The sequence below is a fragment of the Bacteroidota bacterium genome (assembly GCA_016718825.1).
In the GTDB taxonomy this organism is placed as follows: domain Bacteria; phylum Bacteroidota; class Bacteroidia; order J057; family JADKCL01; genus JADKCL01.
The window spans coordinates 188959-205496 of sequence record JADKCL010000007.1 but is presented as its reverse complement, the minus strand read 5'-3'; the positions used below and the strand labels follow the sequence as shown (position 1 = coordinate 205496).

The 16538-nt window shown below is 51.0% G+C and carries 15 protein-coding genes; 8 read left to right on the top strand and 7 right to left on the bottom strand.

Annotated features, from left to right (window positions below; translation table 11 throughout):
• Window positions 1-21: 21 nt before the first annotated feature.
• Together IPN95_10625 and IPN95_10620 are read right to left on the bottom strand one after the other, a co-directional pair.
• Window positions 22-1146 carry a leucine-rich repeat domain-containing protein gene (locus IPN95_10625; protein ID MBK9449833.1) on the bottom strand — a complete coding sequence of 375 codons (1125 nt, stop codon included), beginning with the start codon at window positions 1144-1146 and terminating at the stop codon, window positions 22-24.
• A gap of 33 nt (window positions 1147-1179) precedes the next feature.
• Window positions 1180-2178, bottom strand: a complete 999-nt coding sequence (locus tag IPN95_10620; protein ID MBK9449832.1) for a hypothetical protein — start codon at window positions 2176-2178, stop codon at window positions 1180-1182.
• A gap of 175 nt (window positions 2179-2353) precedes the next feature.
• Between IPN95_10620 and IPN95_10615 the strand changes: the two genes are divergently transcribed.
• Window positions 2354-4051, top strand: a complete 1698-nt coding sequence (locus IPN95_10615) for an aryl-sulfate sulfotransferase (GenBank protein ID MBK9449831.1) — start codon at window positions 2354-2356, stop codon at window positions 4049-4051.
• A 70-nt stretch (window positions 4052-4121) separates the two neighbouring features.
• Here IPN95_10615 and carB read toward each other — a convergent pair whose 3' ends face one another.
• Entirely contained in the window at window positions 4122-6938 is a 2817-nt protein-coding gene (gene carB / locus IPN95_10610) for a carbamoyl-phosphate synthase large subunit (protein MBK9449830.1), read from the bottom strand.
• Window positions 6939-7465: 527 nt separating this feature from the next.
• Between carB and IPN95_10605 the strand changes: the two genes are divergently transcribed.
• Complete coding sequence (locus tag IPN95_10605) at window positions 7466-8773, top strand: peptidoglycan DD-metalloendopeptidase family protein (GenBank protein MBK9449829.1); 1308 nt, start codon at window positions 7466-7468, stop codon at window positions 8771-8773.
• A gap of 18 nt (window positions 8774-8791) precedes the next feature.
• Here the strand turns inward: IPN95_10605 and IPN95_10600 are convergent, their stop codons facing one another.
• On the bottom strand, window positions 8792-9541 hold the full coding sequence (locus IPN95_10600; protein ID MBK9449828.1) for a hypothetical protein: 750 nt from the start codon (window positions 9539-9541) through the stop codon (window positions 8792-8794).
• Between the two features lie 57 nt (window positions 9542-9598).
• Here IPN95_10600 and IPN95_10595 point away from each other — a divergent pair, with 57 nt between their 5' ends.
• A complete protein-coding gene (locus IPN95_10595; protein ID MBK9449827.1) occupies window positions 9599-10147 on the top strand; it encodes a hypothetical protein in 549 nt (182 codons plus the stop codon).
• A 32-nt stretch (window positions 10148-10179) separates the two neighbouring features.
• A complete protein-coding gene (locus tag IPN95_10590) occupies window positions 10180-10428 on the top strand; it encodes a hypothetical protein (protein ID MBK9449826.1) in 249 nt (82 codons plus the stop codon).
• Between the two features lie 3 nt (window positions 10429-10431).
• Here the strand turns inward: IPN95_10590 and IPN95_10585 are convergent, their stop codons facing one another.
• Window positions 10432-10605 (bottom strand): hypothetical protein, encoded by a 174-nt coding sequence (locus tag IPN95_10585; protein MBK9449825.1) that lies wholly within the window; start codon window positions 10603-10605, stop codon window positions 10432-10434.
• 288 nt (window positions 10606-10893) lie between these two features.
• Here IPN95_10585 and IPN95_10580 point away from each other — a divergent pair, with 288 nt between their 5' ends.
• The 3 genes from IPN95_10580 (at window position 10894) to IPN95_10570 (ending at window position 13217) form a co-directional block, all read left to right on the top strand.
• Window positions 10894-11412: a hypothetical protein gene (locus tag IPN95_10580; GenBank protein MBK9449824.1), complete on the top strand. Its 519-nt coding sequence runs from the start codon at window positions 10894-10896 to the stop codon at window positions 11410-11412.
• Window positions 11364-12002 carry a hypothetical protein gene (locus IPN95_10575; protein ID MBK9449823.1) on the top strand — a complete coding sequence of 213 codons (639 nt, stop codon included), beginning with the start codon at window positions 11364-11366 and terminating at the stop codon, window positions 12000-12002. Before IPN95_10580 ends, IPN95_10575 begins: the two co-directional genes overlap by 49 nt.
• A 66-nt stretch (window positions 12003-12068) precedes the next feature.
• The gene (locus IPN95_10570) at window positions 12069-13217 is read left to right on the top strand and encodes a hypothetical protein (GenBank protein ID MBK9449822.1); all 1149 of its coding nucleotides are present in this window, start codon (window positions 12069-12071) and stop codon (window positions 13215-13217) included.
• Window positions 13218-13276: 59 nt separating this feature from the next.
• Here the strand turns inward: IPN95_10570 and IPN95_10565 are convergent, their stop codons facing one another.
• Together IPN95_10565 and IPN95_10560 are read right to left on the bottom strand one after the other, a co-directional pair.
• Window positions 13277-14344 (bottom strand): T9SS type A sorting domain-containing protein, encoded by a 1068-nt coding sequence (locus IPN95_10565; protein ID MBK9449821.1) that lies wholly within the window; start codon window positions 14342-14344, stop codon window positions 13277-13279.
• On the bottom strand, window positions 14256-14711 hold the full coding sequence (locus IPN95_10560) for a hypothetical protein (protein MBK9449820.1): 456 nt from the start codon (window positions 14709-14711) through the stop codon (window positions 14256-14258). The genes IPN95_10565 and IPN95_10560 overlap by 89 nt, the downstream gene beginning before the upstream one ends.
• A gap of 160 nt (window positions 14712-14871) precedes the next feature.
• On the opposite strand from IPN95_10560, the gene IPN95_10555 reads away from it, so the two are divergent.
• Window positions 14872-16464, top strand: a complete 1593-nt coding sequence (locus IPN95_10555) for a T9SS type A sorting domain-containing protein (protein MBK9449819.1) — start codon at window positions 14872-14874, stop codon at window positions 16462-16464.
• Window positions 16465-16538: the final 74 nt, after the last annotated feature.

The following is a 16538-nucleotide window of genomic DNA, read 5'->3' as shown; positions in this document are numbered from 1 at the left end:
CTGCCCAACAGCAACGCCGTCTCAATAGTTCAACATCATGGGCAATGAACGCGCCAGCTTCACCAACTTGGAAGGAGATTCCATCAGAGGATTGTCCTTTACATCCAACCTTTCCAGCCAATGAAATTCTGCCAATTCAGGAGGAAGGCTTGTCAATCCGCAGTTGCGCAAGGACAATTTTTTCAGGGACTTCAATGCCAACAATTCCAAAGGGAACTTCTCCAAAGGGTTAAAGGCCAAGTTCAATTCCTCCAAAAAGGCATTCTCCTCCCCTGCCTGAAGCCCGAAGTCTCGAATGCGATTGCCCTGTAAATCCAGTTTTTTGATCTTGGAATTGGCCAAAAAGCCTGGCGGCAACGCCTTCAACGCATTGCCCGTCAGATCGAGCAGGGTCAATTCCTGCAACCTGGGCAGCCATTCCGGCAACTGTTGGAGGCGATTGTCACGCAGGGTCAGGGTCTGCAACCTTGAAGCAAGCCGCAGCACTTCAGGAATCTCTTCCAATTGGTTTTGGGAAAGTTCGAGGTGGTTGAGGTTGATCGGGCGCACCAATCCTTGGGGAAGCGAAGCCAACTGACAGCCCTTGGCAACCACGGTTTGCAAATCACTCCGTTCCGGCAAAATCGAAATGATGGCCTCCAATTGTTGTCCGGTAGCAACCTCAAGCCGCTGCATGGACCTGAACCGAATGGCGCCGGGTGCAGGATCGGGAACCACCACCGGGGTCTTGTCATTCGCCACAACAACATCCCATACAAACGCCTTCTCCGGCAATTCCCGGGAAAGCATGTACGACAACAACTTCACACTGACCACCATCCTCACCGAATGCGGGTAGCGATCGATTGCCCACTGCACCATCTCCCAATCTTCGACGTTGGCATATTGCGCGGTATAACTGCTGCGCCAGCCATTGTCATTCCAGTCGATGTCATTGACAATCCGGTACAGGAGGTTCAGTCCCTGCCCCAATTGTGGATCGAGCGTCCGCAACATGGGATAATACCGATCCTTGGCCGCTTGGTAAAGGCTGCGGTCTGACTTGACCAACTGCAAAGCAAGGTCGATGTTTTTGCGCTTGAAGCTGTCGATCAGCCGGAAAAGGGCTTGCTTTCGTGCAATTTGTTTCGGATCCTTGGAGCTCATAAGTTCATTGAATGATGCAATTTCCCAATCTTGCTATTCAGAATCACGTCCATCAAAAGGCAATTCGGCTACTGAACTTGCCTCTGCTGCATCAATACCGGGACTTGATTTAACTTCGGGCGCTTGGTTCTCCTCCCCCTCCTTCGTCATCGCCAACAACTCCATCGCCCCAAGGCATTGTGCAAACAACGGCGCGAGAAATATGCCCAAAACTTTGATGTAGCCCACCAGCAATTCGAGGATGCCAATCCTGACCCTGTCAATGGGTGGAAACCGAACGTAGAGGACGCAAAACAAGGTGATCACCGAGAATAAAAGCGCGATCAACAGCAGCCATTTCATGCTTTTGGCGTTGTTCGTTCCCTTTTTGTAGCCGATACCCCAGAGAATCCCCAAAACGGTCGCTGCCAATAACAAGGCCAACAAGACCATCAAAACGGAGCCGGCCACTGCATCAGAGCCCAATGCTTCAAAAGGCATCAGAATGAGGATTCGCCAACTATCGCCCCCGGATTGCGTTGGAAACATTAAGGCCATGATCACCATCACACTCCCCACCATGGCAAAATAGTGCGCCAATTTGGCTTTGGGATTGGCACGGCCGGCAAACGCGGCTGCAAACATGCCCAAAAGCCCAAATCGCAACAAAAATCCAGAGATCAAGGACGTGATGGAGAAACTTGCGCCGTCAAAGCCCCTACTATTGAGTCCTGCTAGGTAGGACAGCAATTCGGAGGTCATCACATATTCCATCACCCAAGGCGTAAATCCGGCAAAAAAGTACAGTCCTGCACGCACGTAGGCATTCGAAGGAACCAAGGCAATCAAACAGGCTACACCACCCAACAGCGGCAGCAACAGGTACAGCCTCACTGAAAACGGGAACAAATCTTGCCCGAGAAATTGAATGTTGGGGAAGTAGATTACACCTCCACTGAAATCGAGGCTGATCGGCAAAAGAACCCCAACAGCAACAGGCTGCCGGTCAAGATCCCCAATCGTTGAAAAGAGATGTGTTTTTGCATTGTACAATGTGCTTTGAAAGCAATCCGAAAACTATTTCCCTACTTCTTGGCCTTGGCGCAGCGATCCCTTTTGAAACCGCATTCCTTCGCCCAAAAATTTGAAATTCCCCGACAAGTTACTGCTGCGGTCAGACATTGCAAATAGCTGATGTTTACGCTACTTTTGGACAAGGAGGCTTTATATGAAAATCATTCGTTGCATTCAATTGTTTTTGTTCCTTGTAATTTTTGCCGCTGGATCGGGATCGCTCATCGCCCAGACGCGCACGGTCGGTAAAATCTATTACGACGATAGCCTGGCCACCTTGGCCTACACGCTATTTACCCCCAATCAAAGCTTCAAAACCTATCTCGTCGAAAACTGCGGCTTGCGTGTGCATGAATGGAACAGCGCATTTCAGCCAGGAATGATGGCCTACCTTCGTCCGGATGGGACCTTGCTGCGCTCGGGGCGCGATTGGTCCAATGGCAGCTTTGCCAGCAATGGTGGCAACGGGGGCTACTTCGAAATCCTTGACTGGTGGAGCCAACAGCTATGGTTGTACAAGGTCAGTGACAGCCGTCATTTGGCCCATCATGACTTCGCTGCACTTCCAAATGGCAATGTAATGGTCTTGGCATGGGAGAAATTTGACTTCAGCGAAGCCAAATTGGCTGGACGCGACACCACGACGATGCCTGATGGCGAAATCTGGAGCGAGGCACTTTATGAACTCCAACCGATTTTCCCGGATTCGGCCAAAATCGTTTGGGAATGGCATATTTGGGACCATTTGGTGCAAGATTTTAACCCGGCCCGCAACAACTACGGCAGTGTCGGTGACCATCCTGAACTGATGGACATCAATTATCTCGGCATTTCTCAAGGAGATGCGGATTGGCTGCATGCCAATACCGTGTCCTACAATCCCGACCGCGACGAGGTGGCGGTGACTTTCAGGGAAACCAGCGAATTCATCGTGATCGACCACAGCACCAATACCGCTACAGCAGCAGGACATTCCGGTGGCATTCGTGGCAAGGGAGGTGATATTCTTTACCGTTGGGGTAATCCTGAGGCTTATCGACGCGGTAACCCGGGTAGCCAACAGCTGTTTCAGCCACATGATGCCCATTGGGTCGACGATACGCTGCCGCATGGCGGCGAATTCATGATTTTCAACAACGGTTTCACCCGTCCGGGCGGCCTTTCTACTGTCGATTTTGTCAGTCCCGAATTGGATAGCCTCGGCAACTATGTGCTTGGAAGTGGCGCCTTTTCCCCGGATACCGCGCAAAGCATTTTCCGCACATTGCCCGGCGACACGATTGATTCAGGACTGATGGGGGGTGCTCAGATGCTGGCGAATGGGAACCTTTTCATTACGCAGGCCGTGCACGGCCGATTTATCGAATTTGACAGCAATGCCACCAAGGCCTGGGAATACATCAATCCGGCAATGGCGCTAAGCACTTTTGTTTCACAAGGCAATCCCGTCCCGGGAAATAGCACGAGTTGGAACAATGCTGTTTTCAAGGCAAGAAAATATATGCCGACCTATCCAGGTTTGGCGGGCAGACCCCTTCCCCACGGCCTGCCGTTGGAAAATATGCCTTGGCCTGACAGTACCTGTATCACTCCCGTCGGAGCGGTGCCAACATTTGAAACGATGGCGAACAGCCTATTTGAAGTCTATCCCAATCCCGCCCAGGACTTGGTGCATATCCGTGGAAGCGTGCCACAAAAGGTGGAATGGTTGCTGTTTGACAGCTGGGGCCGTGTCGTCAAAACCGGATTTTTCAGAGGAATCGAAACCGAAATCCAAGTGGGCGACTTGCCCGCAGGCATGTACATCCTGCGTTTAGGGAAGGCTTTTGCGCGCAAATTGATTGTTGAGTGATGCGGAGGGGAATAGCGAAGGGGGCGCTCACACAGGATGGTGTGAGCGCCCCCTTCGCTAAATCTAGGCACTACCTGGAAAGGTACATGTTCCGCTCTTGGTAGAGCTGCAAGAAGTGCTCGTCGTTCAGGTCCTCGATGAAATAGATCGATTCCCCGGTGGATTTCATTTCCGGCCCAAGTTCCTTGTTCACGTTGGGGAACTTGTTGAAGGAGAAAACGGGTTCCTTGATGGCGAATCCGACGAGTTTGGGCTCGAAGGTGAAGTCACTGAGTTTATGCGTGCCGAGCATGACCTTGGTCGCGTAGTTCACGTAGGGAATGCCATGCGCCTTGGCGATGAACGGCACTGTGCGTGAGGCCCTTGGATTGGCTTCGATCACATACACCCTGTCTTTCTGGATGGCGAATTGCACGTTGATCAGGCCCTTGACACCCAAAGCCAATGCGATGCGCTTGGTGTAATTTTCCATCATCGTCTGCTGCAATGGCCCCAAGCTAAAGGGCGGCAAAACCGCATTCGAATCACCGGAGTGAATGCCCGCAGGCTCGATATGCTCCATCATCCCGACGACTTGCACCGATTCCCCGTCACAAATCGCATCCACCTCCGCCTCAATCGCGCCATCCAAAAAGTGGTCGATCAGCACCTTGTTTCCGGGAATGTCCTTCAAGGTATTGATGACATGCTCTTCCAATTCCTCGTCGTTGATCACGATGCGCATGCTTTGACCACCCAAAACATAACTTGGACGCACCAACGCAGGATAACCGACGGTTTTGATGACACGCAAAGCGTCGTTGGCATTCTCGGCGACCCCAAATTCAGGGTAGGGAATGTCCAATTCCTTCAACAGCGTCGAAAATTGGCCGCGATCCTCCGCGATGTCGAGCGACAAATACGACGTTCCCGCAATGCGAATCCCGTAGCGGTCCAGCTTTTCTGCCAATTTCAAAGCGGTTTGTCCGCCGAGTTGCACGATCACCTGTTCGGGGTTTTCGTGTTTGATGATGTCGTACACATGCTCCCAAAACACCGGCTCAAAATAGAGTTTGTCGCTGACGTTGAAGTCCGTACTTACCGTCTCGGGATTGCAATTGATCATGATGGTTTCGTAGCCTGCCTCGCGGGCCGCCATCACGCCGTGGACACAGCAATAGTCAAATTCGATGCCTTGACCGATGCGATTCGGTCCCGAACCGAAGATCACGACCTTTTTCTTGTCGCTGCGGTGGCTTTCGGTTTCGCCGTCAAAGGTCGAGTAGAAATAAGGCGTCTGCGCTTCGAATTCGGCAGCGCAGGTGTCGACCATTTTGTATTGGCGTTGCACGCCCATGTCGGTGCGCAATTGATACACTTGCGATTCCAGGCAATTGAGCAAGTGGGCGATTTGCCGGTCGGCATAACCGTTGCGTTTGGCTTCGACCAGAAGTGCCTTGGGCAAGCTCTCGATCGTGTGCGTTGCAATTTCCTTGTCGATTTTGACCAATCGGTAGATTTCCTCGAGGAACCACATGTCGATTTTGGTCGCCTTGTGGATGCGCCGCAAGGGCAAACCCAATTGCATGGCGTCCTTGACATGGAAAATCCGGTCGCTTGACGGATTTTCCAAGCTGTGCATGATTTCGTCGAGGTCGGTGAGTTCCTTTCCGTCTGCTCCGAGGCCATTGCGCTTGCTTTCAAGGCTTTGGCAAGCCTTTTGGAGGGCTTCGGTGAAGCTCCGGCCAATGCCCATGACTTCGCCCACGGACTTCATCTGCAGGCCCAAAGTGCGATCGCTGCCCCTGAACTTGTCAAAGTTCCAACGCGGAATCTTGACGATGACATAGTCCAATGTCGGCTCAAAAAAGGCCGAAGTGGTGCCTGTGATTTGATTTTTGAGTTCGTCGAGGCGGTAGCCGACAGCGAGTTTGGCGGCAATCTTGGCGATCGGATAGCCGGTCGCCTTGGAGGCCAATGCCGAAGAACGGGAAACCCTTGGGTTGATTTCGATCACGATCATGCGGCCCGTGTCGGGGTCGATGGAAAACTGCACGTTGCAACCGCCACAAAATTCGCCGATGGCATCCATGACTTTGAAAGCCACGTTGCGCATGTGCTGCATCTGCGTGTCCGGGAGTGTCATCGCAGGCGCGACGGTGATCGAGTCACCTGTATGGATGCCCATCGGATCCAGGTTCTCGATGGAGCAGATCACGATATGATTGCCAGCATAGTCACGCAGCACTTCGAGTTCATATTCCTTCCAACCCCAGATGCTTTCCTCGATCAAAACCTCGTGGATCGGGCTCGAATGGAGGGCGTGGGTGAGTGCTTGGTCAAATTTGGAGGGTTCATGGACAAATCCGCCGCCCGTGCCGCCAAGGGTATAACTTGGGCGCAAAACGAGCGGAAATCCGATTTCCTGCGCGATTTCCTTGCCTTGGAGAAAGCTTTTGGCCGTGCGTGCGCGGGGCACATCCACGCCGATTTCGATCATCAACTGCCGGAAAATCTCACGGTCCTCGGCGCGTTCGATGCCTTTGAAGTCCACGCCGATGGTTTTCACGCCGTATTTGTCCCAGATTCCGGCCTTGTCGCATTCCATGGCGAGGTTCAAGGCTGTTTGACCGCCCATCGTCGGCAAAACCGCATCGATGGTAGGTTGCTCCTTCAGAATCTGAATGATGGACTTGCGGTTGAGCGGCAACAAATAGACATGGTCGGCCGTGGAAGGGTCGGTCATGATCGTCGCCGGATTGCTGTTGATCAGGGAGACTTTGATGCCTTCTTCCCGCAAGGAACGGGAAGCTTGGGAACCGGAATAGTCAAATTCGCAGGCCTGACCAATGACGATAGGTCCGCTTCCGATGATCAATACGTGCTTAATGGATGGGTTGAGAGGCATCTCGGGGGATAATTTGCGCAAAATTACAGCAGCGGGATCAATTGCCAAGACATTTAAGTGAAAAGTGGAAAACGAAAAGTGAAAAGTGGGTTTTACTTGCGAAACCGGCGGTAAGTGAAAAGTGGAAAACGAAAAGTGAAAAGTGGGTTTGGGTGCTTTAAAAGCGGTGGTGGTGAAAAGGACGTGGTGCGCCGCCTGCGAGGAAGCGGGTTCTACCGGCTGAAACCGCGCTGATCGGCGTTGGGTAATGGTAGCTTCGCGCTCTGGTGGGGGCTTCGGTCATTGGGCAAGGAACTCTAGGCGATCGCTCGGGTGGGGTATGGTAGACTCTTCGCTTCGCTCTGGGACGCTTCGCTCCAGATCAGGGCTGCCCCAACGACGTTAACCTTTGTTAAGCGGGGCCGAAACTTATCCACGCAATCGGCCTTGATTGCATCAGGAGGGCACTGTACAGTGTGGACGAAGGGTCGCTGCCTTGTTTGAAGGGGCTGTTTTGTGTAAACTGCCTTCCTATTCGTATGAAAGGCTTGAAAAAATACTCATTCATAGGTGCAGGTTTGATCGCGGCAGTGCTTGTCGGCATGGTCTTCCTCAACAGCAAAGAACCCTTGCCGCAGCAGCTCAAGGACGGCTTTTTTGATATCAAAAAGAGCATTTTTTGGAGCAAGGAAAAGGAACCCATCGAGAAGTACGGGATCGACATCGGCGAATTGTACGTTTGCACCAACGAGATCAAACCCAACGAAAGCCTCGGTGAGATTCTCGGCGAAAACGGCATTCCGCAAGAAGTCGTGCAAGAGCTCGTAGAAAAATCCAATGGTGTACTCGACGTGACCAAGATGCGGGCGGGCAAATCCTACTGTCTCCTCCGCACCAATGACTCCCTCGACAAGGTCAAGTATTTTGTCTATGAGCAGGATCCGATCAACTATGTCGTCTGGGAAATCGGCGATTCCGTAAAGGTGACGACGGGTTCCAAGCGGGTGGATGTTTTGGAGCGTCAGGCATCCGGCTTGATTTCTTCCTCGCTTTGGAGAACCTTGGAAGAGAATGACTTGGATCCGCAGCTTGCGATCTCGATGTCGGAGATTTATGCCTGGAGCATCGACTTTTTCAGGTTGCAAAAAGGCGACTACTTTAAGGTGTTGTTTGATGAAAAGTACGTCGAAGGCGAGCGTATCGGCGTCGGCGAAATCAAAGGTGCCATCTTCAACCACGCTGGCAAGGACATGTATGCGATCAAATACGATCAGGATTCGCTGCCTGACTACTTCGACGAAAACGCATTGAGCCTCAAAAAGTCATTTCTTAAGGCTCCTTTGGCCTTCCGCCGCATCAGCAGCAACTTCAACCATGCACGGTTTCATCCGATCCTGAAGATTCGTCGCCCGCATTTGGGTACGGACTATGCAGCCGAAGTCGGAACGCCGATTTGGTCGATTGGAAATGGCGTGGTCGTGCAAGCCGCCTTCAACCGTGGCATGGGCAACTTCGTGGAAATCAAACACAACGGCACGTACACGACCAAGTACCTGCACATGTCAAAGTTCGGTGCGGGCATCAAAGCGGGTGCGCATGTGACGCAAGGCCAAGTGATCGGGTATGTGGGTACGACAGGTTTGTCCACGGGCCCCCACCTCCACTTCGAAATGCTCAAAAACGGCGTGCATACCGACGCAACCAAGGAAGATTCGCCCAAGGGCGATCCGATTCGCAAGGACTGCCAAGATGCCTACACGGTTTACAAGGATCAGATTTTGGCCAAGCTCAATGGTATCCCCATGCCACGTGTCAAGAAGCAAGTTGCTTCCTCTGAGAAAGTTGAGGCGATCTAAAAACCCATTCGCAGAATTCTAGCTGTTGCCGCCGAGCTCGTAGGTGAGTTCGCCGCCATCGCATTTGACTTGGAAGGCGTAGGAAGCCCCATAGATGCGCATGGTATCAAAAAACAGCTTCTTGGAGGCGGTCCATTCGGCGCCTTCATAAACGCAACCGCCCTGCACGACCAGAAAATCATTGCCGACCACCGCGCAAAGCAATGGCGGTGACTTCACCGATTGCACAGCCTGCCCAAGTTGAATACCCTTGGTCGCACTTCCCAAGCTGTTGAGCCATTCTTCCACATCCTTGGTCAATGCCGAAGGGGCGATAAAACGGTAGCCCTTCATCAAAACGCGTGGATAAACCCCTTTTCCGTAGCTGTTGGTAATCGGATTTTTCATTCGCAGGCGCTTGAACACTTCGTCTTGGGCGCCTTTGTATTTGGGATAAGCCTCCATGGGATCCATTTCGACGACTTTGTAATCGGCGAAAATTTCCGTGGCCCACTGATCGACCTGCTGCGCAAGGCTGAGCTGCTTGCCCGAAGTCGTGGTGGTATGTGTTGTCGAATGCGATTCGGAATGGATGCCGCCTTTGAGTTCGAAGTCGGTATTGGACTCCGAATGCGTCTCGGAATGCGTAGTAATGGTGGCGCCGCTGTCGAGGGGAAGGCCATTCGGACCCAATCCCGTGCCATTGCCGTCGTTCACATTGACATTGCAAGCGGCACCAAGGGTGAGCATCAGCGCAGCTCCGAAGGTAAAAATCAATCGGTGATTCATGTGGCAAAAGTAATGATTTGAGGTAACATACGTGGGGTTGATGGCATTTCTGTATCTTTGGCGAACAACACTTCGATCATGCTTGGGGCACTGAAAAAGGTATGTGAATTGCTTGAATCCGAAAACTTGGAATACATGGTTTCGGGGAGTCTTGCTGTGAATACCTATACCACGCCGAGGATGACCCGTGACATTGACTTGGTCATTTCTTTGAAGGAAGAGGATGTGGAGCGATTTGTCAACCTATTCAAGGATGGATATTACTGCGATGCCGACGAGATCAAACGCGAAGTTGGCCGTCGGGGGATGTTTAATTTGATTGACAACGCTTCATTTACCACCATTGATTTCATTGTAAAACGAGAATCCGAGTACCGCACATTGGAATTTGCACGTAGGCAACGTACCGATCTCTATGGTTTTGGAATGTGGGTCGTCACCACCGAGGATCTAATTCTGTCAAAGTTGGAATGGATTCAAACGATTCAAAGCGACCGACAAATCGGAGACATTATCAATCTATTGCAAAGCAAAAACCTAGATCTCGCTTATCTTACGTTTTGGATTCAAAAATTACGGCTTAAGACTTTTGATCTTCCGCTATGATCCTCACCAACACTCCCGACCACATTCGCAAAATGCAAAATGCGATGATCATGGCCCTCCAACCCCAAGAGCGGGGGAAAATGGCAATAGAAATGATTGAAATGGGGCGTTTGGTGTTGAGAAATCGTCTCAGAAAAGAGAATCCAGATTTTTCAGACGCGCACTTACGTGGTGAAATGTTCCGTTGCCTCTACCGAGACAAGTTCGCAAAGGAAAAAATGGACAAGATCGTCGCTGGCATCGTGGATTGGCATGAACGCCATCCTGGGACGGAATGGTAGGTGTTACTCCATTACGCGCCATTTCGGCTGCATCAAAATGTACTGTTTTCCTTCCATCCCTTGGTTGATAGAGCCGTCGGGGTTGCGGAGGTCCTCGGCGGCATGTTCGAGGATTTTGAGGATACCGGTAACCTCGACCGTCTTGGAATGGATGTCAGTGGGCCAAGCCCGTGCCAAACCATTGAGGAGCCAAAGGTAGTCGCCTGCTGACTCGCCCCGGCCTTGCTGTTGAGTGCCTTGCCTTGGATCGTGATCATTTTTCCTTCCATGTTTTTCTGGTTGATGGGGTTCGTGACAACGTTGGTCTCTTTGCAACCGGCAAAGGCGCAACAAAGCAAAATTAGCAACCAATAGGTTTTCATCCAGGGCATTTTCGAGGAGGAATTTACGGATTAATTGGGGATGGAAAATAGATCGAACGAGTCCGCCACACCAACTTTACGAGAAATATTGTAATTTAATCCCATGACAAAATTCAAATTGGCTTCGTTGCTAGGATGGATATGCCTCCTGACGGTCGGCTGCAGCGAAAATCAGCCCCAACAGCCCCCTACCGTTGAAGCAGAACCGAAACGATCTGAACCCAAAACGCCTGCTCCCATCGTGAAACCCGTTTTTGACCCAGCCGACACCGTTGACCATGAGGACCGGATCTCAGGAGATTTCAAGGGGAATTATGTCTGGTCGGCGGCGATGAATTTGGCTTGGAATGAAATGATGGAAAAGATCTTGCATGGTCCAGCCAAACTCGATGTCCAATCCGCCGAGGGCAAGGAAATGCTGCGAAAATTCAATGCCTCCAAATTTTCTGGCAAGGATTTGGACAGCAAAAGCTACTATGTCAAGAGTGGATTTGGCCAAGAAACGGTCGCAGTAATCAATCAAGAAGTTCTGGAAAAATTTCCGAAGGGAAAATCCCCGCGCTTCAAGTCCAGTTGGGAAAGACGCATTTCATCAACTATGCTGTTTACCGCAAGGACATGAAGTATTGGCAGCACTTTTCTGCAATGGATGTCAAATTCAATGGGAAAAAGGTGAAAGGATTCGGCGGCGACAAAGAGGCAATGTCAGAGACCATCCGGATTTTGTTGTATGAATCAGACGAGAAGTTCATCCTCCAATTGAATGTCAATGATTTCGATGATCGGATTTACCTGGCCAAGGGATTTTCGATGAAATCGCCTGCGCAGGTGCTGTCTGCCATTCCGCGCAAGGATCCTACCAACATGGGACGCACGACGTTTGAGGACCAATTCGAGGCGCCAATCCTGAGATTCAAGTTTGAGCGAAGGTACAACGCGCTTGAACATGCATCCTACCAAAACTCTGGGTTCGAGCAACATGAAATCGTAGCGATGCAAGAAGCGATCGACTTTCAAATGGACCAATATGGCGCAAGGGTCACCTCGGTGGCTATGGAAATTGGTGCCGATTCAGCAGGAATGCCACCTCCTGTCCCCAAAAACCTCCTCCTCAACAAACCCTACTGGGTGATCATGAAACGCAAAGACTCCCCAAGGCCGTATTTTATTTTAGGCGTGCGGAACACAGCGATGATGAAAGCGGCGGATTGAGGATGTGTTACTTCTTCCAATGAATTCCCAGCCTAAAGTCTTCCAGAAATATTGTAATTTGATCCCATGACAAAATTCAAATTGGCTTGTTTGCTGGGCATGATTTGCCTGTTGTTCTGGGGTTGCAGAGAGTCCTCACAACCTGCGACGACTGCACCTTCGGTTCCAACAAAGCCCAAGCCGTATGAACCCTCAAAAAATTCAATCACTGACGAGGCCAATACCAGCAAGAAAATTGTCAAAAAAACCACTGACCAGGGACATCAACGCATCCGCTTTGACCAAGAACCAAGACTTGCGGGTGACTTCAAAGGCAACTATGTCTGGGCTGCCGCGATGGATTTGGCTTGGAAAAAAGCAAAGGCTGACGTCGTCAAAAGGGAGATGGAAGTTTCAGATGATGATGCACTGGGAGATTCCATCGCTTCGACTTTCAATCGCTCCAAATTTTCCCCTTCCGATTTGGATGCAGCGAGCTATTATCTATTCAGCGGTGAAGGCCCGCAAGCGATGGACAATCTCCGAGCTGGATTGAAACGGAAATTCCCTAACAATTCCTCACAATTGTCCGATATGCCGCTGGATTCTGAAACTATAGTGGTATTTGCTTACCTCTACAAAAAGTTTCTCTACCCTGAACCGTTCGGGAAGACGAGTATGTCTTTTGAAGGGAAGGAGGTGAAGGGTTTCAATGCTGGAAACTTGCAGCGAAAGAAAAATATTCGAATCATTCACTACATCTCCGACGACAAATTTCTCCTTCGGATAGCGCTTAACACGCAGGAAGATGAACTTTTTGTAGGAAAAGGATATTCCATGGCTGATCCTACCGAGGTATTGGATGACATTCATTTTCACAAAGGTGAATATGGAAATGGTCTGCATGACCACGATTATTTTTCGGCACCCAATCTGAAACTTGATTTTAAGAGAGACTTTTTGAACGGCCACGTGATTCACTTGAAATCCAACGATGCCAAAGGATGGGATTTGGAAAGTATGCAAGAACATATCCGATTTGCGATGGATGAAAAGGGTGTAGAAATAGAAAACAAAGCTTGGATTGGGGCAAAAGATGGAGAAAAAGGAAAGCCCCTCCCCAAAAAACTCCTACTCAACAAACCCTACTGGGTGATTATGAAGCGGAAGGATTCCCCGCGGCCGTATTTCATCTTGGGCGTACGGAACACGGCGATGATGAAGGCGGCGGATTGAGGGAGATTTTCATTGCCCCTTCGAAGGCACTGAGCATCAGCATTGTCATTCCAAAACACTCATTCCACCCGCAGCAAAGTCGAAGCCCGAAAATTGCCTTGGTTTACACGCACCACATACAAGCCCGCAGGCAGCGACGGAAGCGGAATCACCGCATCCTGCAAGTTGCTGATGGCGAGCCGTTGCAGCATCCTCCCCTCCAATGACCAAATCTCAAAGGTTCCGTTCCCGGGTTCGAGCCCATTTAACCGAACTTGATTGTGCGCCGGATTGGGATAAAGCTTGAGGGAATGATTTTGCTGTTCGGGGGAATCGGTTTGGCATTGTCGGGTGTAAGAAAACTGCTTTACGCCCGACCATGTCGAATAAAAAGGTGCCAATGGCCATCCGTAGGGCACATAGGTATAACTCAAGTAGATTTTGTTTTCTGTCACGGTCACGCCCCAAGAACCCGTCGTGTCCACAATGCTGCCCCACCATTCGCAGGTGTCGATTTGGGTTGGATTGCTGACGTCCAAGACCATCAATTCGCTTTTGCCTGTGCTCACAAACAAAAGATCGCATTCGGGAATCAAGTGAAGCTCATTGGTATGGATGGGCGCTGTAAACCAATTTCCCGACGGGCAATTATAGGGATTCCAATGCTGCAAAAGGCGAATGTTGGCCGTGTCGGCAATGCTCAGCACCTCGATCCCACAATAATCGACAGCGATGTAGGCCAAGGTGTCTTTCAAAACAATATTGTTGTAAGCCCGTGCCATATTCCAAGGAAAAAACGTCACAGGATTGGCGTAACGGCCTGTTTCACGCGGTTGCTGCGGATTGGTGCAGTTGACAATCCGAAATCCGCCGGCGTCATAACAAAGGTAAACGATGCCATTTTTGACTTCCATCCCGCGGGCATTGACCTTCAGCGGATTGTTGTTGGCATGCGGCCAATCGATCTGCGGGATGAACTGCGAAATGTACTGAATCGAGTCTGGATTGCTGATGTCCAGCAAAATAAGGCCTTCGCCGGCCGCACCGAGGTAGGCAATGTCACCCTCGATGCGCACAATCGCAGCACCTGTTCCAGAACCGGGACGAATCCAAGTGTCCCGCACAAACGGCTGTTGCGGATCGCTCACGTCCACAATCACCAGGCCCGGGAGGATCGGTAGGTTGCGTGAGCCCGCCGAATGTGCTGCCCACCACGACATACAACAAGGAATCACGCTGTGTCACGCTCATCACACGCATCGACAGGGCGACGGTGTCCAGGCTAGCGACCGAAAACGGATTCGATCCACTGACATTCAGCACATTCAGCCCCTTTTCATTCGAAGCCACATAAAGATAAGGCCGCCCCAATTGATCCGCCACCATCGTCAAGGCTGAAATGAAAATCGGATTTCGAAATTCCCCTTCGAATTGCAGGCTGAAATTGTGGGGACATTGGGCTCTAATCCCAAGATTGAGCAGGAATCCAATGAAAAATAGCTGCCACCGTCTCATGTTTACTGCAATTGTGAAGATAATTTACAATTTTCTTGAAGTGGAAACAAGTCGGTTGCTTTGCAACTACGGCCTCAAATTGGATTTTGGGCCTCAATTTGTTACTTTCAGGGTCTCAAAGCTGATTGTGATTCAAAAGCTACAAAATCGATTTCCTTGTATGAAACGTATTCTACTCCCACTCTTTTTGCTCTTCACCCATTTTTCAATCGCCCAACTCAACATCGACACGCTGGCGATTCAGGACTTCGAATTGGTCCCACAAAGTCCGACGTGGACGTTTACGGGCCCCGTCATTTACAACAGCGGATTTTCTTCAGGAACAGCAGCACCTGCCAACAGCCCAATCGGCATCGGTGGGTCGAGGGCTTGGGAATCAACGAGCAACAGCGGCGGCCTTGTCCTTGAATTTGCCAATGTGACCGTTCCATCTGGCTATGACAGCGTGCGGGTGCACTTTAATTTGGCCGCAATGAATCTCAATGGCACCGTTGGTGGTCCTGACGACCTCGACTATGTATTGATAGCGTACAGTACTGACGGCGGAACCACCTATACCAACCGCATGCGCATCCGCGGAGCGGTCGCCAACAATAGCTTTTGGGCTTACAGCGCAACGGGTGTCGCAAAAGTCTTCTACACGCCCGCCACCGAATCCGTTTTCCAGCCATTGACGACAGGCTTGCAAACCACCCTTGGCTATAGCAACTGCGAAATTGTCTTCCCCGGCAGCGTCACGCAGGTACGCATGCGCATCACCGGCAGGTCAAGTTCCACCTCCGATACATGGCTCATTGACAATCTACTCATTACTGGCGAAAACAACTGTATTCCAAGCACTTCGACGATCAGCGCGACGGCTTGCGGCAGCTACCAAAGTCCTAGCGGAGGCAATACCTGGACCACGAGCGGGACCTATCACGACACCATTCCCAATACTTTGGGATGTGACAGCATCATCACCGTAAACTTGACCATCAACAATTCGACGGGCGGCAGTTTGATCGGCACTTATTGTGATTCGTTGCTTTCGCCGAGCGGGAACCATGTTTGGACCATGCCGGGCGTTTATTACGACACCATTCCAAATTCGGCGGGCTGCGACAGCATCATCTTGGCCAATATTGTCGTTCTCCAAAGCAGCAGCAGCACCATCACCGTGACCGATTGTGACAGCTATATTGCCCCAAGCGGCGCGGTATTGACCACATCCGGCACCTATACCGACGTGATTCCCAATGCGAATGGTTGCGATAGCGTGATTACGATCGTCCTGACGATCAGCACTCCCGATCCGACGGTAAGCCTTGTGGGCAACACGCTTACAGCGGTAGCAAATGGACTCGCCTACCAATGGGTCGATTGCAACAATGCTTACGCCGCGATCAGCGGAGCGACCAATCAGAGCTTTACGCCGGCAAATTCGGGACTTTTTGCCTTGGTGGTGACTGAAAACGGATGCACCGACACGTCGGAATGCACGCAAGTGACCATCGTTGGCCTCTCGGGCCAAGTCGCCACTGGCGAAATCCATGCTTATCCCAACCCTGCCGGGCCATTCTTGATGGTTCAGGTGGATGCATTGATCGAGGACAAGGAATACCGTGTCTTCAATGTTGCCGGCAAATTGATGCTTAGAGGGACCCTTTTGGCCGCAGAAACCAAGATCGAGGTCGACAAGCTCGCCAACGGAATGTACTTTCTACAAGTGGGATCAGGTAATTCGCAGCGGATTTCGTTTGTGAAGCAGTAGGATCATTCAATCCATTTCCGACTGCAAAGTCGCTACGGGCCGCAAAGAATGAAGGACAATTCCTTTTCTTTGCG

What these genes read in the sequence shown, in the direction of transcription:
- IPN95_10560 (MBK9449820.1), bottom strand. Translation starts at nt 14,711, where the DNA reads ATGAGACGGTGGCAGCTATTTTTCATTGGATTCCTGCTCAATCTTGGG.
- IPN95_10570 (MBK9449822.1), top strand. Translation starts at nt 12,069, where the DNA reads ATGACAAAATTCAAATTGGCTTGTTTGCTGGGCATGATTTGCCTGTTG.
- IPN95_10590 (MBK9449826.1), top strand. Translation starts at nt 10,180, where the DNA reads ATGCAAAATGCGATGATCATGGCCCTCCAACCCCAAGAGCGGGGGAAA.
- IPN95_10600 (MBK9449828.1), bottom strand. Translation starts at nt 9,541, where the DNA reads ATGAATCACCGATTGATTTTTACCTTCGGAGCTGCGCTGATGCTCACC.
- IPN95_10555 (MBK9449819.1), top strand. Translation starts at nt 14,872, where the DNA reads ATGAAACGTATTCTACTCCCACTCTTTTTGCTCTTCACCCATTTTTCA.
- IPN95_10625 (MBK9449833.1), bottom strand. Translation starts at nt 1,146, where the DNA reads ATGAGCTCCAAGGATCCGAAACAAATTGCACGAAAGCAAGCCCTTTTC.
- carB (MBK9449830.1), bottom strand. Translation starts at nt 6,938, where the DNA reads ATGCCTCTCAACCCATCCATTAAGCACGTATTGATCATCGGAAGCGGA.
- IPN95_10580 (MBK9449824.1), top strand. Translation starts at nt 10,894, where the DNA reads ATGACAAAATTCAAATTGGCTTCGTTGCTAGGATGGATATGCCTCCTG.
- IPN95_10615 (MBK9449831.1), top strand. Translation starts at nt 2,354, where the DNA reads ATGAAAATCATTCGTTGCATTCAATTGTTTTTGTTCCTTGTAATTTTT.